Source organism: Sphingomonas sp. 22176 (genome assembly GCF_052045505.1).
In the GTDB taxonomy this organism is placed as follows: domain Bacteria; phylum Pseudomonadota; class Alphaproteobacteria; order Sphingomonadales; family Sphingomonadaceae; genus Sphingomonas.
In genome coordinates, this window is record NZ_JBQEPL010000005.1 from 24,644 (window position 1) to 45,880 (window position 21,237).

At 64.0% G+C, this 21,237-nt stretch carries 17 protein-coding genes and 1 pseudogene; 11 read left to right on the forward strand and 7 right to left on the reverse strand.

The genetic code is table 11. The annotated features are described in order from the left end of the window. The first annotated feature begins 115 nt into the window (after nucleotides 1-115). Nucleotides 116-1,015, forward strand: coding sequence for a LysR family transcriptional regulator (locus ACTJKY_RS16135; protein ID WP_064311775.1), 900 nt, complete (start codon nucleotides 116-118; stop codon nucleotides 1,013-1,015). Nucleotides 1,016-1,196: 181 nt separating this feature from the next. Here the strand turns inward: ACTJKY_RS16135 and ACTJKY_RS16140 are convergent, their stop codons facing one another. Continuing rightward, nucleotides 1,197-2,615 carry an ISNCY family transposase gene (locus tag ACTJKY_RS16140; RefSeq protein ID WP_440847137.1) on the reverse strand — a complete coding sequence of 473 codons (1,419 nt, stop codon included), beginning with the start codon at nucleotides 2,613-2,615 and terminating at the stop codon, nucleotides 1,197-1,199. 418 nt (nucleotides 2,616-3,033) lie between these two features. Here ACTJKY_RS16140 and ACTJKY_RS16145 point away from each other — a divergent pair, with 418 nt between their 5' ends. Then, nucleotides 3,034-3,498, forward strand: coding sequence for a hypothetical protein (locus ACTJKY_RS16145; RefSeq protein WP_440847138.1), 465 nt, complete (start codon nucleotides 3,034-3,036; stop codon nucleotides 3,496-3,498). A 460-nt stretch (nucleotides 3,499-3,958) separates the two neighbouring features. Continuing rightward, nucleotides 3,959-4,546, forward strand: a complete 588-nt coding sequence (locus ACTJKY_RS16150) for a hypothetical protein (RefSeq protein WP_440847139.1) — start codon at nucleotides 3,959-3,961, stop codon at nucleotides 4,544-4,546. A gap of 168 nt (nucleotides 4,547-4,714) precedes the next feature. Here the strand turns inward: ACTJKY_RS16150 and ACTJKY_RS16155 are convergent, their stop codons facing one another. From ACTJKY_RS16155 to ACTJKY_RS16170, 4 genes and pseudogenes are all read right to left on the reverse strand, one after another. Further along, nucleotides 4,715-5,131, reverse strand: a complete 417-nt coding sequence (locus tag ACTJKY_RS16155) for a hypothetical protein (RefSeq protein WP_440847140.1) — start codon at nucleotides 5,129-5,131, stop codon at nucleotides 4,715-4,717. A gap of 69 nt (nucleotides 5,132-5,200) precedes the next feature. After that, on the reverse strand, nucleotides 5,201-6,619 hold the full coding sequence (locus ACTJKY_RS16160) for an ISNCY family transposase (protein WP_440847141.1): 1,419 nt from the start codon (nucleotides 6,617-6,619) through the stop codon (nucleotides 5,201-5,203). 333 nt (nucleotides 6,620-6,952) lie between these two features. Beyond that, nucleotides 6,953-8,137: a recombinase family protein gene (locus ACTJKY_RS16165; RefSeq protein ID WP_440847297.1), complete on the reverse strand. Its 1,185-nt coding sequence runs from the start codon at nucleotides 8,135-8,137 to the stop codon at nucleotides 6,953-6,955. Then, a pseudogene (locus ACTJKY_RS16170) lies at nucleotides 8,123-8,506 on the reverse strand (recombinase family protein); the annotation flags it as partial. The gene ACTJKY_RS16165 and the pseudogene ACTJKY_RS16170, both read right to left, overlap by 15 nt. 485 nt (nucleotides 8,507-8,991) lie before the next feature. On the opposite strand from ACTJKY_RS16170, the gene ACTJKY_RS16175 reads away from it, so the two are divergent. After that, nucleotides 8,992-9,528, forward strand: coding sequence for a helix-turn-helix domain-containing protein (locus ACTJKY_RS16175; RefSeq protein ID WP_440847142.1), 537 nt, complete (start codon nucleotides 8,992-8,994; stop codon nucleotides 9,526-9,528). Nucleotides 9,529-9,534: 6 nt separating this feature from the next. On the opposite strand, the gene ACTJKY_RS16180 is transcribed toward ACTJKY_RS16175, so the two are convergent. Continuing rightward, a complete protein-coding gene (locus ACTJKY_RS16180; protein ID WP_440847143.1) occupies nucleotides 9,535-10,164 on the reverse strand; it encodes a TonB-dependent receptor plug domain-containing protein in 630 nt (209 codons plus the stop codon). Nucleotides 10,165-11,279: 1,115 nt separating this feature from the next. Here ACTJKY_RS16180 and ACTJKY_RS16185 point away from each other — a divergent pair. The 7 genes from ACTJKY_RS16185 to ACTJKY_RS16215 all read left to right on the forward strand — a co-directional run bounded on the left by ACTJKY_RS16185 (nucleotide 11,280) and on the right by ACTJKY_RS16215 (nucleotide 20,069). Further along, nucleotides 11,280-11,813 carry an RNA polymerase sigma factor gene (locus ACTJKY_RS16185; RefSeq protein WP_440847144.1) on the forward strand — a complete coding sequence of 178 codons (534 nt, stop codon included), beginning with the start codon at nucleotides 11,280-11,282 and terminating at the stop codon, nucleotides 11,811-11,813. Next, the gene (locus ACTJKY_RS16190) at nucleotides 11,810-12,745 is read left to right on the forward strand and encodes a FecR family protein (protein ID WP_440847145.1); all 936 of its coding nucleotides are present in this window, start codon (nucleotides 11,810-11,812) and stop codon (nucleotides 12,743-12,745) included. Before ACTJKY_RS16185 ends, ACTJKY_RS16190 begins: the two co-directional genes overlap by 4 nt. 124 nt (nucleotides 12,746-12,869) lie before the next feature. Further along, nucleotides 12,870-15,683, forward strand: a complete 2,814-nt coding sequence (locus ACTJKY_RS16195) for a TonB-dependent receptor domain-containing protein (RefSeq protein WP_440847146.1) — start codon at nucleotides 12,870-12,872, stop codon at nucleotides 15,681-15,683. Continuing rightward, nucleotides 15,680-17,728, forward strand: a complete 2,049-nt coding sequence (locus tag ACTJKY_RS16200) for a hypothetical protein (protein WP_440847147.1) — start codon at nucleotides 15,680-15,682, stop codon at nucleotides 17,726-17,728. The genes ACTJKY_RS16195 and ACTJKY_RS16200 overlap by 4 nt, the downstream gene beginning before the upstream one ends. Nucleotides 17,729-17,754: 26 nt before the next feature. Then, nucleotides 17,755-19,236: a tryptophan halogenase family protein gene (locus ACTJKY_RS16205; protein WP_440847148.1), complete on the forward strand. Its 1,482-nt coding sequence runs from the start codon at nucleotides 17,755-17,757 to the stop codon at nucleotides 19,234-19,236. 148 nt (nucleotides 19,237-19,384) lie between these two features. Then, entirely contained in the window at nucleotides 19,385-19,879 is a 495-nt protein-coding gene (locus tag ACTJKY_RS16210) for a family 43 glycosylhydrolase (RefSeq protein ID WP_440847149.1), read from the forward strand. Further along, the gene (locus ACTJKY_RS16215) at nucleotides 19,872-20,069 is read left to right on the forward strand and encodes a hypothetical protein (protein ID WP_440847150.1); all 198 of its coding nucleotides are present in this window, start codon (nucleotides 19,872-19,874) and stop codon (nucleotides 20,067-20,069) included. The genes ACTJKY_RS16210 and ACTJKY_RS16215 overlap by 8 nt, the downstream gene beginning before the upstream one ends. A 23-nt stretch (nucleotides 20,070-20,092) precedes the next feature. Here ACTJKY_RS16215 and ACTJKY_RS16220 read toward each other — a convergent pair whose 3' ends face one another. Next, a complete protein-coding gene (locus ACTJKY_RS16220; protein ID WP_440847298.1) occupies nucleotides 20,093-21,235 on the reverse strand; it encodes a cellulase family glycosylhydrolase in 1,143 nt (380 codons plus the stop codon). Nucleotides 21,236-21,237 lie beyond the last annotated feature (2 nt).

Genomic DNA, 21,237 nt, shown 5'->3' on the forward strand with positions numbered 1-21,237 from the left:
TCATCTTGTTGCTGCGGCGCCTTGCCGCCCTCAGCGATGTATGGCCTATCTGAATCTTCTATAATCCATCAATTTCTATCATCAGCTAATAACAATTGGATAGGATCGTTGCCTGATGGATCGGCTTGCCAGCATGGGCGTATTCGTCGCCGCTGCGGAGGAGGGCAGCCTGATCGCTGCAGCGCGGCGCCTTGGACTGTCCGCCTCGATGGCAGGCAAGCACATTGCGGCCCTCGAGGCCGACCTTGGCGTGCGCCTCCTGCAGCGAACCACCCGAAGCTTGGCGCTGACCGAGGCCGGGCGCGCCTATTACGATCGGAGCAAGCGGATACTGGAAGCGTACGAAGATGCGCGACGCGAAGCCTCGGACGCGAGGGAGACGGTCCGCGGCGTGCTCCGTGTCGCTGCGCCGGTCACCTTCGGCGAGATGCACCTGAGCGGGGCCGTCGGACGCTATATGGCCCTGCACCCCGAGCTGTCGATCGAGGTGATGCTAGACGATCGGTATGCCGATCTGCTGGCGGAAGGCATCGATGTCGCGATCCGGATCGGTCAGCTCCGCGACTCCGATCTGGTCGCGCGTCGTCTCGCACCGTGTAAGATGGTCTTCTGCGCGTCACCAGACTGTATCGAGCGGCACGCGCTTCTACCAACCATCGAGGCGGTGCGGCGTGCGCCCCGGCTGGTGTTCAGCGACGCGGTGTCCCGGGACGACTGGACCATCGCTTCCTCCGATGGGGGGCGACACCGGATCGACGGACCCGTTCGAATGCGGGCGAACAACATGAAGATGCTGCTCGCCGCCGCACGCGCCGGCCTCGGCATCACCTACGGGCCTAGCTTCGTCTTCGACGAAGATCTCGCCTTCGGCAGGTTGGTATCGCTACTGCCGGGCAGCGAGACCGCAGATCTGGCGATCCATGCCGTCTACCCCACCAGTCGATATGTCACGCTGAAGGTCAGGAGCTTCGTTGATCATCTGGCAGAGGAATTCCGCGACGGGTTTCGGGTGTGAGAACAAGGCTGCCCGCCAGAGATCGTCGTTTAGCAAGCCGTTTCGGGACGACCACTTCGTCTTATGCATCGTCATTCCAGGTTTCGCCGTCGAAGGTGAACAAACGGCAGGTGTCGAGTTCAGCAAATGCGACGCTGAACGAATTGGATTGGGCGGAAGCGGACCGGCAGTTTTTCCATCATCAGCGGACAGTCTGCTTTTCCCCGGCGGCGGTGTCCAGCTGACGCTTAACGCGGGGGAGGGGCGGTCTTCCCCGTCGCTTTGGGGGCTCGTTCCCCAATCGACCGTCATCCAGAGCCACGCGCGGCGTAGCGAAAACGCCCACCGACTGTGAGCTGCGAGCTGGCGCATTGTTGTTCCGCTGCCGGTGGTGCGGGTTGGCGCTCTGCAAGGCCTGCGCCATGGCAAGGGCCGCGCCAAGCCGCTTATTCTCGACGATCTCGGCCTGGTTGACCCGCTGCATCTTGTCGTAGACCCGGTAGGGCAGGACGACCTCGCCGTGCCGCACCTCGATGCGCCCATCGGGAAATTCGCAAACGTGGACGCGCTTGCGGGCGAGCGTCCGCGTCAGCGGCGTCGGCTCCAGGATGAACATCGCCTTGTTGTAGTGGAGCGCCAGAGCGCCGGTGACGGAGCGCTCAACGCGCCAGACCATCTCGGCCCCCACATTCTCGTGCGGGGCAAGCGGCCGATGGGCGTCACGAGGATCCGCAGGTGGGCAGGCGAACTGAGCATTGTGGCGCAAGAGGTAAGAGGGGAGGAAGGTGTTGGCCTCTTCGATGGAGGAGACGCCTTCGAGCCGCATCGCTTTGACGAGGCGGTTCTGGAGAGTGCTGTTGGCCCGCTCGACTCGCCCCTTGGCTTGGGGCGAGTTGGCGCAGATGATCTCGACGCCGAGCCTGTCGAGCGCGCGGCCAAGGTGCGACATGCCGTCGCCGTCGGCGGTCGCGCGATTGTTCCGAAAGGCGCTGTGCTTGTCCGAATAGAAAGCGATCGGCTTGCCGTGCCGCTCGAGGTAGGTGCGTGTCGCCTGCAGGTAGGAGAGGGCACTCTCGCTCTCCGCCATCTCGAGGTGCATCAGTTCGCTGGTGGCATCGTCGATATAGACCAGGAGGCTGCAGCGTGGCCCGCGACCCTCGAACCAGTCATGGTCCGAGCCGTCGACCTGGATGAGTTCGCCGCGGCGCTCGCGACGGTTGCGGGTCTGGTGGAGCCTGGCGCGCTTGGCAGCCTTGGCTTTCCAGAGGCCGGCGCCGATCATCAGCTGGCGCAGCGTCTCGTGCGACAGCGTGATGCCGTGGCGCTCGGCGAGATACTCGGCCGCGAGCGTCGGGCCGAAATCGGCATATCGCTCGCGAACGATGGCAACGACATCCTCGCGGAAGGCATCGCTGAACCGCCGATTGCTGGGGCGGCCTCGCTTCCGCGATACCAGGCCAGCAGCGCCGTCCGCGCGTAGCCGGCGGAGCAGCCGATATAGTTGACTGCGCTCCAGTCCAAGCAGCTCCATAGCCCGTGCCGGCCGAAGCTCGCCGCGCTCGAGCCGCATCAAGGTGTCGAACCGGTGGATCTCGGTATCGCTCATCGCCAGCACCGCCATCGCTGCACACCCTCATTGTCGAGGGCGCCCATGGACACGATCGCCTCAGCGAAGGCACGATTGTGCCATTTCTAATTTGCTGAGCTGTGCCATTTGTACGTTGCGCTTACATTTGAAAAAATTTTTGTTGCCGCCAGTTAGAAAAGGCACATTCCGCAGCAAAATAGAAATGGCACAACGCCGCCGGCAGCGGGGGCTGCGTGGAGCCCTCCTCATAGCGCAGCGCTGCCCCCGCTGATGCCCCACACTCCCGGCTCCTGTCCCCGGACCCGCTGCGCACGCAGTGGGCCCGGTCACACCGCCTCAACGATGCAGGTCGTGCTATCGCGTAGGGCGTCGACGGCAGCTTCGGCGGAGAAAGCGGACAGGCAGCTCGCGCCCAGTTGCGGACGTTGGATCGGAGTGCGATGATCGGTCCATGAAACCGCTCTACGGCATTTGTTTTCTCAGTTTCTACTGCGCTCTAATGCCCAGCCCGGCGTCCGCGATGGAGTGGCCGACGAAATTGATTTGCACTGATGCCATTTATCAGGGCTGCGCGGATGATGGTCTATGTCGCCCTCCGGAAAAGGAAGTGGGGGCGAAGGCGCGCTGGACCTTCGACTTCAAAGAAAATTCTTTTGACATGTCGGGGATTTACGAGGGGAAGATCGTTCCGAACGTCTCCGGAAAAATAGTCTACCAGCACAAGAGAACGGTGAATCCGGATTACGAGTTACTCACTATACTACTCGATACCGATCAGATGGTGACATTCTCACCCAAACAGCCAGCAGACCGCTGGACTGGTAAGGCGGCATTCTGGGGCGTGATGCAGTTCGCAGGGCCCGGCGGAAGCACGACATTTTGGGTGAGTTGCGGGACCAACGGGAACGGCAGCTAACCACCCAATTTCAGCCGCTCAGCGCCCCGCAGGCGCCAGGAGCTGCCGGTCCGCTTCGGAGGAAAAAGCAGCCGGTCTGCTCCCGCCCACTTGCGGACATGTGCGGATTGCAGCTAAATTGCCGCCACCCCGACAACGCGCTGCGGGCGGCGGTGCCGAAAAGTTAAACCTCCGGGGTTGAAATGGCGACTGGCGGGGTTTTCGCACGCGCACTTGCGATCGGAGAAAGTAGCGCCTCGGAGGACCGCTCAACGTCCGCTTTCCACCCATTTTCAGCCGCTCAGCGCCGCGCCTGACCCAGGAGCTGCCGTTCCGTTTCGGATGGAAAAGCAGTCGGTCTGCTCCCGCCCAATAGCGGACGTGCTGCATTTCTCGTGGGCTGCACGGGAAAGCCGGAGTCAGTTGGCATTCGAACAGTCGATTTCGTGAGAGGTCCTTCCTAAATCCTCGCCGCCGCGGCATGTCGCACACCGTGATGGAGAAACGGATGAAAGTCTCATTCTTAGCGATGGCGCTAATCTGCATAGCCCCAGTCTCGGCCAAAGGTGCCGCACAGAACTCCGATCGAATCACAAACGCGGAAATGACCGCTATCTTCAAAGCGGACCAAGCTGCCCGCGACAACCCTGCCAACATTGACTGGGAGGCCTTGGATCGCGCGGACAAGGAAAGAAAAGCGCGCACCCAGATACTGCTCGATCGGGGAGCATTGAACAGCGGTGATGACTTTTATCACGCTGCCTACGTCTTCCAGCACGGCGAGGACTCCACCGATTTTCTTAAAGCCCATGCACTAGCAGTCGTCGCGGTTGCTCGTGGTAAGGGGGAGGCGACTTGGATCGCTGCGGCGACGCTCGACCGCTATTTGCAAAACATTGGGCAGCCGCAAATCTACGGCACCCAGTTCAGGCATCCGCCCAAACAAAAATGGACGCAGGAGCCCTACCGAAGGGATCTGCTTCCGGACGCTGTCCGCAGAGCGAGCGGCGTTCCTCCGCTCGAAGAGCAGGATAAACAGCGTGAGGACTGGGAGCGCAAGTTGCCATAGGCGGTCAGCGGAAATGTTCTTTCGGATGTCGGCTTTCCACCCAATCTCGGCCGTCGCCGGGAGGGTTCGAGCTGAAAGCGGACGTTTCCCTAGGGTGAGCAGCGAATGGCGTCTTTTGACACGACCGCTCGCCTGAACGGCCGAGATTGGGTGGTTAGCGGACAGGCCTCAATTGGCGTGTTCGCCCCCCAGCCACCAGCCATTGGTGCCGGGATTGTCATCGCATAGCCGCCGGAACTCTGCCCCATCGACAAACATGTCGAAATCATCGTCGATTAGAAGGTTGGGAATTGTAGCCACGCGATACAGGACCTCACGCAATGCCTGCGCTTGCACGAAGTGAACCGCATAAACCTCTGCCGCATCGCCCAGTGCGCTGATCATCTCGAGATGCTGGGGCTCGTCCGCCCAGTCTGACAGGTCTCGACCCATATGTTCGATGCGAACGTTTAAAGATGGGTGGATCCGGACGAACACGAAGTTGTCTGGATCAGAGTCAGTCAGTTGGACCAGCATATCCGGTGCGCTTCTTACCAAATCCGGAAAGGTTAGCTTCCGCGAGGCGATCATCAGGACGTATTGCATCCCGTGGAAATAGCCTGTTATCCCGGCTTCCGCTATTGGGGCGGGAGCGGACCGGCAGCTTTTCCATCATCAGCAAACAGTTTGCTTTTCCCCGGCGGCGGTGTCCAGCTGACGCTTGACGCGTGGGAGGGGCGGTCTTCCCCGCCGCTTTGGGGCCTCGTTCCCCACACGACCATCATCCAGACCCACCCGCGGCGTAGCGAAAACTCCCACCGACTGTGAGCTGCGAGCTGGCGCATTGTTGTTTCGCTGCCGGTGGTGCGGGTTGGCGCTTTGCAAGGCCTGCGCCATGGCCAGGGCAGCTCCAAGCCGCTTGTTCTCGACGATCTCGGCCTGGTTGACCCGCTGCATCTTGTCGTAGACGCGGTAGGGGAGGACCGCTTCGCCGTGCCGCACCTCAATGCGACCGTCGGGAAATTCGCATACGTGAACGCGCTTCCGGGCCAGCGTCCGCGCCAGCGGAGTCGGCTCCAGGATGAACATCGCCTTGTTGTAGTGGAGCGCCAGAGCGCCGGTGACGGAGCGCTCGACGCGCCAGACCATCTCGGCTTCCACATTCTCGTGCGGGGCAAGCGGCCGATGGGCGTCCCGAGGATCCGCAGGTGGGCAGGCGAAATGAGCATTGTGGCGCAAGAGGTAAGAGGGGAGGAAGGAGTTGGCTTCCTCGATGGAGGAGATGCCTTCGAGCCGCATCGCTTTGACGAGGCGGTTCTGGAGCGTGCTGTTGGCCCGCTCGACCCGCCCCTTGGCCTGGGGGGAGTTGGCACAGATGATCTCGACGCCCAGCTTGTCGAGCGCACGGCCCAGGTGCGACATGCCGTCGCCGTCGGCCGTCGCGCGGTTGTTCCGAAAGGCGCTGTGCTTATCCGAATAGAAGGCGATCGGCTTGCCGTGCCGCTCGAGATAGGTGCGTGTCGCCTGCAGGTAGGAGAGGGCGCTCTCGCTTTCCGCCATCTCGAGGTGCATCAGCTCGCTGGTGGCATCGTCGATATAGACCAGCAGGCTGCAGCGTGGGCCGCGACCCTCGAACCAGTCATGGTCCGAGCCGTCGACCTGGATGAGCTCGCCGCGGCGCTCGCGCCGGTTGCGGGTTTGGTGGAGCCTGGCGCGCTTGGTGGCCTTGGCTTTCCACAGGCCGGCGCCGATCATCAGCTGCCGCAGCGTCTCATGCGAAATCGTGATGCCGTGGCGCTCCGCGAGATACTCGGCCGCCAGAGTCGGGCCGAAATCAGCGTAGCGCTCGCGGACGATGCCGAGGATCTGCTCGCGGTAGGCATCGCTGAAACGTCGGTTGCTCGGCTGCCCGCGCTTGCGGGACACGAGACCGGGGGCGCCTTCGTCCCGCAAGCGCTCCAGCAGCCGGTACACCTGGCTACGCTGCAGCCCGAGCTGCGCGACCGCATCGACCACCCGAAGCTCGCCGCGCTGAACGCGCATCAGCGTTTCAAACCGTGAGATTTCCGCAGCGCTCATCGCGATTACCGTCATCGTGCGCACATCCTCGTTGCCGAGGACTGCATGGCATCGAGCCGCCGCGAAACGGAGGGTGTCCCGTTTCTATTTAGCGGAGATGTCCCATTTCCACGTTGCGCTTACATTTGAAAAAATTTTGGTGAACGAAAGACTTAGTTATGTTTACCTGTGGCAGCTCGTCGCGCGTCGCGGGCGCTACATCGAATTCACGAAAACTTGGGGTATCATCAGGGGTACAATAACTTTTGGGATGAAAAATGCCTCTATAAGTCAAGTGGTTATAAGGTGTGCGATCTCCTAGATGGTCCTGCCCCCGCAACCACCGCTGTAGAACGCCACACGCCGCCCTCACGGGCGGCGTTGTCGTTTGTGGCATACGCCACCAGATCCTCCATCTTCGCGACCACTTCCGCCTGCGGGCCACTCCGGCTCGTCGGGGTAGATCGTCACGCTCTCGATGAGCCGGGACAAAATCTCCGCAGCTTCCGGTCGCGTGGCATCGTCATCGAGCGACGCTCGCAGCTCCGCCACCTTAGCGCGGAACTGTTTCCGCAGCTCGCCGTTCGGCGGCAGAACAGCTGGAGCCGTATTCCCTTTAGGCGCAGATCCGCCGGAGCTGCTTTCCAGCCGCGATTTCTCCGCCTCTCTATCCGCGATCATCGAACGCAGTGCCGGGCTCGCCAGGCCCGCGAGCAGGTTCTGGTAGAGATTGGCGAGTTCGGTCTTGAGCTGCTTCAATCGCACCTCGGCAGCGTCCTGGTGGCTGCCCTCCCGCTGCCCCAGTCGACGCGCTTCACGTTCGAACTCTTCCGCGAACAGCCGCGCATGGTCTTTGGTCAGCAGATGTTCCTGGAGAATGGCCAGCGTTGCCGTCTCGAGTGGGCCTTTGCGCACCGAGATTTCGTTCCCGTAGGTGCCGCGCTCCTTCTGCCCCGCACAGCGATAATAGTCCTTTCCGCTGATCGTGTAGTTGGACCCGCAACGGCTGCATCGGATGAGACCCGAAAGCAGGTGCTTCGCGCGGTTCCGTCCGGCAGGGGAGGCTGCCGATGACGCCCTTTTGCGTTTTCTGATCTCCGCCTGAGCGGCCTCGAATAGTGCATCATCGACGATGCGGAGATCGGGAACCGCAATCTCGACCCACTCGGGCTGGTCCCGCAAGCGATAGCGGCGTTCCCGCTTTTCGCTGTCAGGGGGGCGCCGCCAGTGACGCCGTCCCCAGACCAAGCGGCCGACATAGAGCGGGTTGTTGAGGATGCCGACTAGCTTCGCCGGGTCGCCCCGGATGGTAGACGCATTCCATTGGCCGCCGCGCGGACCAGGCACGCCTTTCTCGTTCAGCCGCTTGGCAATCTGGATCGAAGAGAGCCCGGAGGCGAACCACTGAAAAATCTGCCGCACGACAGATGCCTGTCCTTCGTCGATCTCGATGAGTCCGCGAATGCGCTCGCCGTCTGCGCCAAGCCGGACTACCCGCTTGTAGCCATAAACGCGGCCGCCTGCCGTTCTGCCCGCAAGGATAGCCGCTTGCATTCCGCGCAAGGTCTTGTCGACCAAGTGCTTGAGAAAGATCGCGCCGAGAAGGCCGGCAACAGCGAATTTGATCTCGTCGACATGGCCTTCGCTGATGGTGTGGAGCTGTACCATATGGAACGACAGCTTCTTCCCCAACCACGCGACATCTTCCGCGTCGCGTGCGAGCCGGTCGAGTGACTCGCAGACGATGGTGTCGATCTCACCCGCTTGCACCGCCGCGAGCAGGCTCTTCAGGCCCGCGCGGTCGCGGCGATACCCCGACACCTCGGGGTCGAGCCAGGTCCCTACCACGGTGCCGCCGAGATAGGCGACGAGGCTCGCGCACGATGCGACCTGATCCGCGCCAGAGGTTGCGGTCTGCAGGGTCGTAGAGTGACGGCCTTAAAGAGCGATGCGGCGAGGCGCGTTTGTCAGCATGGCTTATTGTTTCACACTTTCGAGCGTGCGGGATACCGCGTCTTTCGTCCTGGCGTCGCGATGCCTCTCGATTGAGCAGCCGAACGAGCTCCGCCAGTGCTTGCTGCGTCTCCTCGTCTTCCACCCATCTGATACGCACAACCGCCATGCAGCCGTTTTGGGATAACGCTTTTGAACCGTGCACCAACGTCACGATTTGTTAGATCGTCCGAATGAGACAACATCGGCCGCCCTGCCGAATGCGACTGCCAAAAAGGTTTCCGCTGCCTTCGCGATGATCTCTGCGCGATTATCCGAGCCTAACCGGCGCGGGGAGCGGGGCACAGGAGATTCCCCCTAAAATCTTTGCCAACGATATCGGGATCAGCAGGGGCGCGTTATCAAGGATGGAGAATGGACGGCCGTGGCCGGGCCCGGAGACGGTATACCGTAGCATGAGTGCATTCGAGATAGATTGGACTGAGGTCGGAGCACGAGGGCCAAATCCCGGCGTGAGTTCGAGAACGCCCAATACCTGGCAGGAGAACCAGAGGGCGAACTTGTGCGATCCTCTGCGCCAAGGGCGCCGGGAGCTTCGTTGGACCCTAGCCGAACTTGCCCGGCGCAGTGGCTTGTCGGCGTCCCAGTTGTCGCGCATCGAGCGGGGCCAGATTGCCCGCTCCGCCGTGTTCGCTTTGCACCCGGAGGATCTTCATCTCGTCCGAACGGATCGCCGCATTACATTCGCTCATGCACTATTGGCCAGCGTAGCTGATGGTATTGCAGTTTCGAATCTAATCCCGCCGGGCGGGCGACCGAGCGTGAGTGGGCACAGCATGCATTCAATGGGCGACGGCACCTTGCCCGGCGATCATCGATGCCCCATCCTGAGCGCGCTAGGCGGCGAACACATCTTCGGCCGCCTGGCGAGGCGGGTTAAGCTACAAAACTATTCTAATTCGGCCTTTCAGCCGGACAGCAGTGATCTGTGATGGCGATTACCGGTACCTCATAGAGAAAGCCGTCGCTTTGGCTGTGGCTGGGAAATGACCACGTAGTTCGCTCTGTTGGTGGCAGCTCCCGACCAACCACAGCCATTCGCCGGAGGCGCGTGGGGCGGCAGCTTTCGATCGAACCTGCCGCCTGTGTGATGGACGGCGTGTGGCAGCGACACGCCCCCAGTTTCGACCGTTCAAAGTGACGGGCGTCCGCTCCGAGCGCCACCGATGGTTAGCGGCGCCCGATCCCCGTATCAACCGTTCCGCAACGGCAGGTTCAACACCGGTGCTGAAGGCGCTGGTACCGATGCCGCGAATGTTAATGCTATTGCTGGCGGGGCTGTTGCTCTGGGTGATGGTAAGGCTGGGAACGGCGTTGGCGACTGCGGCCACGTCGTTGATGCCGCGGCTCTGCAGAGCCTCCGAGGTCAGTGCGGTCACCGCGACCGGCACGTCCTGCAATCGCTGCTCGCGCTTCTGGGCGGTGACGATGATTTCTTCGAGGCCGCCATGATCCTGGGCTGCGGACGAGGGTGTCTGGGAGCCCATTGCCGGGGCAGAATCCTGAGCCCAAGCCGTTGCTCCATAACCCAACATGCTGGCGCCCGCCAGCAACGCGATCGCGCGCATCAACCTCTCCTGTATTGTTATTGGCCTTACCAATCACAACCTGTGGCCTGACTGGCAACGGCAAAAAGATTGATGAAAATGCATAAATGCAGCTTATGGAGATGGGCGGGACTGCATCATCACTGCTCATCGTTTAGTGCGCGAGGGGCGAGCGCGCGGGCGACGGCGTCGCCGGAGAAGGCGGTCAAGCTGTCCGGCTAGAGCAGCATTGGCTGGTTGTCGCCGAACTGCTGCTTGTAGGCGAGGGCGGGCGAAAGACTCGAAGCCGTACGATCAGTCTGCCGATGATGATCTTTAGCAGCACGGCCACCGCTTGCGCACCTGACCCGGTCACCTATCTCCATGGGAGGCGGGTCTGAGCAGCATCGACGGACGCACGACCGAGAAAGGGAATCCCTTCCTCGCTAAACGCGACCAAGTCCTTCTGGAAGGCCGGGGCAACGAGTTCGGCCGGCCTTCGCTCGGCAGCCCTGAGATAAACGCTATTCGCGCTGGGAACGCGCAGCCCGCCGTACAGACGGCGGCAGCCGCACGCTGACGTGCGGCGCTGGTCGCTGCGGGGGTCGATCTCGCCGGCTATACTTCCGCCGAGGTCGCAGACGACATTGATGATCTGCGTCGGTCGCTGGGCATCCGGCAGTGGAATCTGATCGGGTTGCATACTCACGCCCAGGCTGGATGAGAAACCGGGGGACCTTCAGAAAACCGGGGGGCTTTCGACGACCGCGGGACCAATGGGGGCAAGTCAGCCGTCTTCCTGCTCGCGCACAATTCCGATGCTCTGCTCTCGTCCGGCGTTCTGCTCGGGACCGACGCTTCCCCTCAGGCGGGAAGAGCTTTGACATATGCAGCGCGGTGCACATCGCATATTGGCAGGCAGGCTTCAGCTGGAGCCGCTTTGCCGAACTGTCAGTTTCCTGGAGCCGGCTGCCGGAGCGCCTTGCCCTTGCTTTTGCCGAGAAGCCTGCGCGACAGGATCACGATCAGCACCGAAATACGACAGGCTGCTCGACGGAACTGCGGTGCTGCTGCATCTAAGGGGGTGAGGGAAGCCTGTGAGTTCAGATCAGCTAGTCGTATGGGTCGGTCGCCACATCCTGCCGCACGAGCGGCAGTTGCGGGTCTGGCTGCGTGCGGCGTTTCCGTCCGTGGATGTGGATGACGTGGTACAGGAAACCTATTGCCGGATCAGCGGGCTCGAACAGTTCGAGCATATCGACGACCCGCGCAGCTATTTCTTTCGCGCCGCGCGCAATGTCGTGCTGGAGCAGATCCGGCGCGAGCGTGTGGTCAGCATCGGCGCCGCCAGCGGCTTGGCGGAACTGGACAACGCGCCCGATCCCGCCCAGTCGCCCGAAGAGATCGTCGCGGGTCGGCACATGATCGCCCGGATCGAGCGTTTGATCGATGCGCTGCCCGATCGCGCGCGACAGGTATTCCGGCTCCGCAAGATCGACGGCATGGCACAACGCGACATCGCCTTGCGGCTGCGCATCCCGGAAACCGCTGTGGAGAATGACGTCGCGCGTGGACTGCTCCGTATCCTTGACCAACTGAGCGAGGAGGAGAAGGCGGAGCTGCCGATCCGCCGTCGCGCCGCGCGGGCGGCCGGGCACGGCAAGCGGCGCGAAACCGGAGGGCGGCGATGATCGATGAGATCGCCTGCCGCTGGGCCGCCGCGATCGATCGCGGGCTGAGCGACGCGGAAGAGGCCGAGCTCGCGGCCTGGTTGGCGGAGGATCGGCGGCATCGCGGCGCGCTGCTGCGGACCAAGGCAGCGATGAGCCTGCTCGATCAGCGACATCTGCTGCCCGACTGGGAAGAACCATTGCCGGTTCAGCCCCGCCGCCGGCGCTGGTGGACGGTGAGCGCCGGTGCGGTTGCGGCGGTGTTTGTCGCTGCCTGGGGCGTCGGCTTGTGGGTCAATCGCGGGGAGTTGATCGACACGCGGGTGGGGGAGATCCGCAGCATGCAATTGGCCGACGGATCGGTTGCTGTCGTCAATAGCCGGACTAGGCTTCGCGTGTCGTTCACGCGGGCCGAGCGTCATGTCGAGATGACCAAGGGCGAAGCGTGGTTCGAGGTCGCGCACAACAAGGCACGGCCGTTCATTGTCGCCAGCGGCCCCTATCGTGTACAGGCCGTCGGTACCGCCTTCGATGTTCGACGGGAGGGCGAAGCCGCGCGGGTCGTCGTGACGACCGGCGTGGTGAAGATATGGTCGGTCGACAGCGACGAACCGGCGCGGCGCGTTGCTGCGGGCGAATGGGCGGTGCTGCAGCCCGGCAAGGCAATTGCGACGAGGGCGATGCGCCTTCAGGCATCCGATCAGCAACTGGCCTGGCGCGAGCGAAGGATCGTGCTCGACAACATGACGCTGGGCGAGGCGGCGGCTGAGTTTAACCGCTATAACGTTACCCGGCTGGAGGTTGCGCCGCAGCTCGTCGGCAGGCGCGTGGTCGGCTGGTTCCGGATCGACGATGTGGATGGTTTCGCCGCCTCCACTGCCGCGATGGTCGGCGGGCGCGTCGAACGGGCCGAGCGACCGGGGGAAGGGGAGGTCACCCGGATACTGCCCTAAAAATTTTCGTCTCGCCGACGGAAGTGGCAGGGCCGCGCATCCTTGGATCAGCGCCATACGAAGCGCGTTCGACATTCCAGGGAGAGGTACCTTGCGCCACAGCCAGATTTGCAGCGTTTCGTTGGTGGCGATCGCCGCCGTGCTCGCCACGCCTGCCGTAGCCGCCCAGACCGTCCGCGACTTCAACGTGCCGCACCAGCCCGCCGCCGCCGGGCTGGTGCGGTTCGCGCAGCAGGCGAACATTCAGATCATCGCGCCCGGCGAGGCGACGAGCGGTCAGACCATTTCGGAGGTGAAGGGCCAGTTCAGCATCGAGGAAGGTCTGCGCAGGCTGATCGCGCGCAGCCACTTGCGGCTGGTCTCGTTCGATGGCCGCACCGCGGTGATTGCGGCGGTGGGCCCAGTTGCCGCGCGCACTGCCGGCTATAGCGCGCCGCGGGACACCGGCGCACAGACAAGCGCTGCCGCGACCGAGAAGGCGCAGGCCGAGGACAGCCCAGAGAACGAAATCATCGTTACCGGCAATACCTCCGACAAGCGCACGCTGTTCAACTCCTCGTCCAACGTCACGTTGGCCAGTGCCGCCGACCTGCAGCGGAAAGCGCCGCGCTCCACGGCGGATACGCTGGAACTGGTTCCCGGGGTGTTCGTGGAGGGTACGGCCGGGCCTATCTCCAACAATTATTCGGTGCGCGGCCTGCGTGGCGGCGGTCAGACCTTCATCACGCTGGAGGAAGACGGCATGCCGATCCTCTATGGCGGCGGCGGTGCGGACTTCTACTTTCAGAACGACATCACCATCAATCGCCTCGAAGCGGTCGAAGGCGGCACCTCGGGCGTACTCGCTCCCAATGGCGCCGGGGCAACGATCAACTTCATCTCGATGAAGCCTAATCACGACCAGGCGACCGCAATGGTGCGCTTCACCGGTGCGACCTATGGCGATCTGCGTGCCGACGGCTATTTCTCGGCACCGATCGCTGATGGCTGGGCGTTCAATGTCGGCGGCTATGTCACCTCGCAAAAGGGAGTGCGGCGCACGCCCTTCACCTTCAACGCCTATGACGTGAAGGCGATGCTGGAGAAGAAATTCTCCAATGGCGGCTTGCTCCGCTTCACCATCAAGAATGGCGACAAGCATTTCCCCTATTATGCAGACATGCCGTTCCGCGTCGCCCCCAATGGCACGATCAGCAGCGTGCCCGGGCTCGATCTGAAGCGTGACGATGTCGGGGGGCGAGGCTTCACCGAGTTTCTGGTCCCCGACGCACCTGCAACCGGCACCAGCCTGCGCCGATTCAGCTCCGCAGACGGCGTCCACGTCAAGTCGACCACCTACCGCGTCGACCTGGAAATGCCGGTCAGCCCCAGCGTGCGCCTGTTTGCCCGGGCGCGCTATCTGGACGGCTCCTATGACTTCAACGGCATCTTTCCCGGCAGCGGATCGGGCACCGCGGGGCTGACCCCCGCGCTCAACTATCTGACGCCCGCCCTCTCGCCGCTCGCCGGGCTGACGCCGCTCCAGGGATCGTCGCAGACCTACTTCCAGGTCGCGGCGCAGCGCTTCCCGGGTGTTGCCCAATATGGGCTGCGCAACATCCGCACGGGCCAGGTGATCGCGGCCTCCAACACTGCGGCGCTGAACGGCCTGAACGGCAACGGCCTGCTCCAGCAGACCGTCCTTAACCACCAGACGCTCGCGACCAAGGATTTCGGCAGCGACTTCGGGGTGAAATGGGACGCGAGCGGCAGCAACCTCGACAATTCGCTTACCGTGGGCGGCATGGTCTACGATGTTCGCCGGCGGAACGATCAGTCGGCGGTGGCGACCGTCCTCAACGACGTGCGCAACGATTCCAACGTGTACGACATGGTTGCGCTGAATGCGGCAGGAGGCGTGCTGGGATCGCTGACCAACAACGGCATGGTCAATTACGGCAATTGGGGGCAGGGCCTGTTCAACGACGAGGTCACCTCGCTCTCCGCCTATTTCAACGACGAGCTGACCATCGGCGAGCGGCTGCACGTCGATTTCGGCGCGCGCTACGAGCACCAGCATGTGCGGGTCAACATCGGCAATACCGCGACTGTCAACGCGCCGGTGCCGGCGGGCACGGTCGGTCTGTATGACAATGTCGGCAGCACGTTCAACGGCACCTATACGCCCCAGAGTGCCAATTATTCGGATTGGGCCTTTACCGGGGGCCTCAACTACGAACTCACCGACCATGTCGCGCTTTATGTTCGGGGTGCGCGCGGGTTCCAGACCAACGGCGGGGACACCGGCGGGACCCACAAGCCGACCGAACTGACGCTGTATGAAGGCGGCGTGCGGTTCAAGGCGGCCGCCTTCAACGCCTCGATCATCGGCTTCCGCACCGAATTCCGCGACCAGTCCTACCAGTTCGTCAACCCGGCCAACCCGGCGCAGGCGAGCAACGCGCTGGCAGACAACACCACCAATGGCGTGCAACTCGATGCCACGCTGCGGCCGGTGCAGTTCTTCAGCCTGAACGTGCAAGGCGTGTACCAGGAGCCCAAGCTCGGCAATCTGCGCTTCGACGGCGTCGCGCAACCGCAATATGACGGCAACACGCCCGAGCGCACGCCCAAGAAGCTGCTGACCGTCACGCCGTCTTTCATACTGCCGGGCGGCTTGGGCGAGATCTATGGCCGCTACAAATATGTCGGCAAGATCTTCGCTGATAGCGGCAATGGCATCGCGCTACCCGATTATGGCGTGTTCTCAATCGGGGCGAGCCTGGACGTCACGCCGCGCCTGAACCTGTCGGTTAGCGTCGACAACCTGACGAACGTGAAGGGCTTTACCGAGGGCAACCCACGCCAGGGCCAAACTCAGTCGATCGTCGACGGCTATTTTTACGGCCGCGCGATCGTCGGGCGCAACGCGCTGATCAGCGCGACGCTCAAGCTGTGAAGCTGAAGGCGGGACTGCGACCGTCGCTGGGGCTGGTGGCGGCGTTGCTGCTGACCGGTGCCGCCTTCGGCGCCACGCAGGTCGAGCAATATGCGATGCGCGAGGGGCTGAATCTCAACAGCTTCACGCGTGCCGGCCCGGTCGCGGCACATGTCGTGCTGCGGTCGGGGCGGCAGCCCCGACTGCTCGTCGCTTTTCCGGCTGGCAACAGCGGCACGGCGCTGTGGTTCGAGCCGCTCGCGAAAGATGCCGAATGGCGTATCGAGGGCTCCCCCCGCCCGATCACGCTGCGCGACGCCAAGGGTCGGCCGCTTCACGGCGTCCGCTTCGTCGCGACGATCGACGCCGAACGCCTGGTCCCGCACCAGGCGGTGCTGTCGAGTATCCGCGTCATCCGCGATTACCAGGCGCTGGGCAAGGCGCCCGCCGCGGTGCTGACCGCACCTCGGACGACAGGTGATGGCATCCGGTGGTCACGCGATCGGCTCGATGGCGCGGCCGGCTATGATCTTGCGATGAACGTCATCGGCGGCCGCATTGCCGGCGGCACCATTCTCGCCGGTCAGGACGGGAAGATACGCCTCGCGGTGACGGCGGTGACGGGCGAGACGCCGCTCTCGCCGCGCGGCGGTAGCGACCTCCTCAACGCCAAGGCGCAAGTCGATTCGGGTGCGCGCAATGCGCTCACCTTCCTCAGCTACGCCGAGAAGTATCTGGCAGGATCCTGGCGGTTCGACACCTATTTCGGGCGCGACACCCTGATGTCTGTCCGGCTGCTGATGCCTGCGCTCCAGCCCGCGGCGGTGGAGACGGGGTTGGCATCGGTGTTGGCGCGCCTATCGCCACGCGGGGAGGTGGCGCATGAGGAGGATATCGGCGAGTTCGCCATCCTTGATCATCAACGCACCGACGGCACCCTGTCCGACGAGCCGGTCTACAACTACAACATGGTCGACAGCGACTATATGCTGGCACCGGTCACGCAGGCGTGGCTGCTGGACGATCCGCGCGGCCGTGCGCGGGCGCAGGCCTTTCTGGCGCAGCGCATCGACAGCGAGACCATGGGCGCGCGGATTGTCCGCAACCTGCGTTTCGTGCTGCAACAGGCGGCGCCCTTTGCGCGCGATCCCATTGCTGCGCATCTGGTCGCGCTCAAGCCCGGTATGGATGCAGGTGAGTGGCGCGACAGCAATGACGGCTTGGCGGGCGGGCGTCTGCCCTACGACGTGAACGCCGTGCTCGTCCCCGCCGCGCTTGAGGCTGCAGCGGCGTTGGAGGCGAGCGGGCTGCTTCGCCCCTATCTTGCCGCGGATGACACGGCGGTCTTCGCGCAAGCCCGTGCAATCGCCGATACCTGGCGTGCCAAGGCGCCCCCCTTGTTCGACGTGACCGTACAGGCCGCATCCGCACGGCGCGCCATCAGCGACTATGCGCGCACGCTGGGCGTGCCGGACGCACCTGCGCTGGCCTCTATCGGTGCCCAGCCGGTCCGCTTCCCTGCCATCGCGCTGGATGCGCAGGGGCGGCCTATTCCCGTGCAGAACAGCGATCCCGGCTTCGCGCTGTTGTTCGAAAAGCCTTCCGCAGCGGCGCTGGGGGTCATGACGACCAGCCTCATCGATGCGTTCCCGGCAGGACTGCGCACGGACGCAGGCATGCTGGTGGCCAATCCGGCTTTTGCCGACGCGGGCATACAACGGAAATTCTCGCCCAATGCCTATCACGGCACGGTGATCTGGAGCTGGCAGCAGGCACTCGTCGCCGCCGGGCTGGCGCGGCAGCTCGAACGCAAGGATTTGCCCGCCGACGTCCGCCACCAGGTCGCCCGGGCGCAGTCCTGCCTGTGGGACGGGATCGAGAAGACGCGCAGCGTGCAGAGTTCCGAACTCTGGTCCTGGCGGTACGCCGATGATGGGTATCAGGTCGTGCCCTTCGGCGCGGCGGGAGCGGATGTCGACGAATCCAATGCGGCACAGCTCTGGAGCACCGTCTACCTCGCGCTTCACCGACCTGCGGGCCCGACGATAGCCTGTACTGGCCGTTGATGTTCCCGAGCGGCTAAACGGAGGCCATGATGGACAAACGCATTCGCCGGATCGTGATTCTGGGCGGGGGAACGGCGGGTTGGATGAGCGCCGCCGCCTTGTCACGCGCACTGGCCGGGCAAGACGTCGCCATCACCTTGGTCGAGTCCGACGCGATCGGCACGATCGGCGTGGGGGAGGCTACCATCCCAACCATTCACTGGTTCAACCAGATCATCGGGCTGGACGAGCGCCAGTTCCTGGCCGAAACCAAGGCGACGGTGAAGCTCGGCATCGAATTCGTCGGCTGGAACGGCGAGGGGAGCCGATACTTCCACCCCTTCGGCACGTTCGGGCCGCCCGGCGACGGCACGATGTTCCTCCACCGCCTGATCCGAGGACGTGCCGCGGGCGATACCGCGCCCACCGAGGCCTATTCGCTCACCGCGCAGGCGGCGTGGTTGGGCCGGTTTGCGCGGCCGGTGCCCGATCGCCGGTCGCTCTTGTCGACCTTGGGCTACGCTTATCATTTCGACGCGGGCCTCTACGCGCGCTACCTGCGCGGGCTGGCCGAGCGGGCAGGCGTGACCCGGATCGAGGGGGTGGTCGGCTCGGTCCAGCAGCACGGAGAAAGCGGCTTTGTCCGGTCGCTGATGCTGGACGACGGCCGCGTCATCGAAGGCGATCTCTTCGTTGACTGTTCGGGGCTGCGCGGCTTGCTGATCGGGCAGGCGCTCGGCGTCGGCTATGACGACTGGTCGCACTGGCTGCCCTGCGACTGCGCCTGGGCGGCGCCGAGCGCAGCGGAGAAGCCCCTTACCCCGTTCACCCGCGCGACGGCGGCCGAGGCGGGGTGGCGCTGGCGCATCCCGCTCCAGCACCGGGTCGGCAATGGCTATGTCTTCGCCAGCGGCTTTCAGGACGAGGCGGCGGCGCGCGCCTCGCTGCTGGCCGCGATGGAGGGACCGCCGCTTGCCGATCCGCGCCTGATCCGTTTCACGCCAGGGATGCGGCGTGAGTCATGGCGTGCCAATGTGGTGGCGATCGGCCTGTCGAGTGGGTTCCTCGAGCCGCTCGAATCAACCAGCATCCATCTGATCCAGAGCGGCATCGCCAAGCTGTTGTCGCTCTTTCCGGCGGCTGACTGTTCGCCGCTGCTGGCGCGGCAATTCAACCGGATTTTCGGGCAGGAGATGCTCGACATCCGCGATTTCCTGATCTTCCATTATCATGCCACGGCGGGGCGGGAGGAACCGATGTGGCGCGAGCGGCAGGCGATGGCGATCCCCGAGACGCTCACCGAACGTCTCGCCCACTTCCGACACTCGGGCCGCATCGTCTTGTCTAGCGACGAGCTGTTCCGCGACGCGAGCTGGTTCGCCGTGCTCGATGGCCAAGGTGAGCGCCCCGGCGATCACAATCCCTTGATCGAAGGGGTCGAGGTTCAAGAGAACCTACGCCAATTGACGGCATTGCGGTCGAACATTGCGCGAGCGGCAGAAGCTTTGCCGGCCCTATCGCGGCCCTGAAGGCGCGGATACTCGCCCGAATGCCGCCGGGCCGCTCTCGACCAGCATGCGACGTTTGGATCCCTCGCGGGAGCGACGGCTTACCTCGCTAACTGCCTTTCACGACGTGCCAGGCAAGCGTTTAGTCCGGGTCATAGCGGGCTATGATTTGACGACGAGCACCATTTGTCGAACCAATATACGGAACAGTCTGACCTATGCGGCGAGCGCGACCGACGCCCGCTATTGCCTGGGCATGCTCACCGCCCGCGCCGATGCGGACCTGATGGATGCGACCAGCCGGTCGAAATCGTCGGTACCGGTGTTCCACACCCGGGCCGCGCACAAGATCTTCCGGCCGGGGCACAACAGCTTCACCGCCGACGAGCGCGGCCGCGACGTGCTGGTCTACCATGCGCGGGACTATGCCGAGATCCAGGGCGATCCGCTGTTCGACCCAACCGGCACACCCGCACGCAGTCTTTCGGCTACTGCGCTGACGGCGCGCCCGATTGCGGCGCGCCGGTCGCCAACGGCCCGCTGTCTCGGCTTGAAGCGTTCGGCTTCGCTCGCGCTGGCGCTGCTCGCAGCCGGGTGGAGCCGCAGCCAGCGGACCGCGGCCTGCGGCGCTGGAGGTGGAGGGCGCGGTCGCCGGGGTGCATGAGCCCGCGCGATGCTCCCTCGGCAACGGACAAGAGACCCGCTTCGTCGGGCGCGGTAGCGCCTCGATCCTGCAGCGCCGCGACGGCGATTTCATCGTCTACCACGCCTATGATACGCAGCGCGGCGGCACGCCCACGCTGCGGATCCAGCGGCTGGACTTTACGCGGGACGGATGGCCGGTCGCCCGCTGACGACCGGCCCCGGCGGGCATCGCTCAGCGGGCAGCCGGCACCACGCCCTTGGGCGCGGCGGACAGGCGCTGGATCAGGTCGACCTCGGCCTGGCGATAGGGCTTGCCGTCGCCGTGGAAGACCTCGTGGAACCAGATGGTCGGCTCCTCATAGGTATAGGGCTTCTTCCAGCTGTCCCAGGGCAGCCGGGTCTGCGACTTGCCGTCGACAAAGCCCCAGTTGAACATGGCGATGTTGAGGCGCTTGCCGATCGGCAGCGTGCCGTCGAAGGTCGATCCGTTGCCGCGCGCCATATATTCGGTGCACAGCACCGGGCGGCCATAGCCGAGCATCTGGTTGGCGCGGCGCTCGAACGTCTCGGGCCAGCTATAATCGTGGAAGCTCAGCACGTCGGACTGGGCGATCTGGATCTTCTCGACCGCGTCCAACTTGCTCTGGTCGTCCCAATGGTCGCCGATCCACACGCCCGAGGTGAGCGGCTGGATCGGATCGGCCGACCGCGCCGCGGCGAACATGCGCGGCAGCAGCAGGGCCACATATTTGTTCTTGTCCGGCGTCGGCGCATAATTGCCGCCGCCGCCATTGTTGGGCTCGTTCCACACGTCCCAGCCGAGCACGCGCTCGTCCTTGGCGAAGGTGGTGACGATGTCCTTCACATAGGCTTCGAGCTTGACGTATTGCGCCGCATCCTTGAGCCGCGCGGCGCCGGGGGACTGGGCCGAGCCGGAATTGTGGACGCCCGGGATCGGCGGGTGCTGCGGGCCGGCATGGGGATCGGGATCCCAGCAGCTGTCGAAGAAGATCCACAGCGTCTTGATGTGGTGCTTCGCCGCGATCGTCATGAACGCGTCCATGCGGCGCTTGAGGCCCGGCGCGTCGGTTTCCCAGAGCAAATGGTGCAGGTTCACCCGCATCACGTTCATGCCGATCTTCTCGGCCCAGCCGAGTTCGAGGTCGATGCGCTTGGGATCCCAGGTCTCGGCCTGGAACATCTCGAGCTGGTTGATCGCGGTCGCGGGCGTGAAGTTCGCGCCTACCATCCAGGGCTGCTGGGCATACCAGCCATTGGCCTGCGCCTTGGTCCATTGGTCGCGTGCCTCGGCCGCCGGAATGGTGGCGGCGATCGCCAGCGCGGCGCCGGCGAGAAGAAAGCTTCGGCGGATCATCA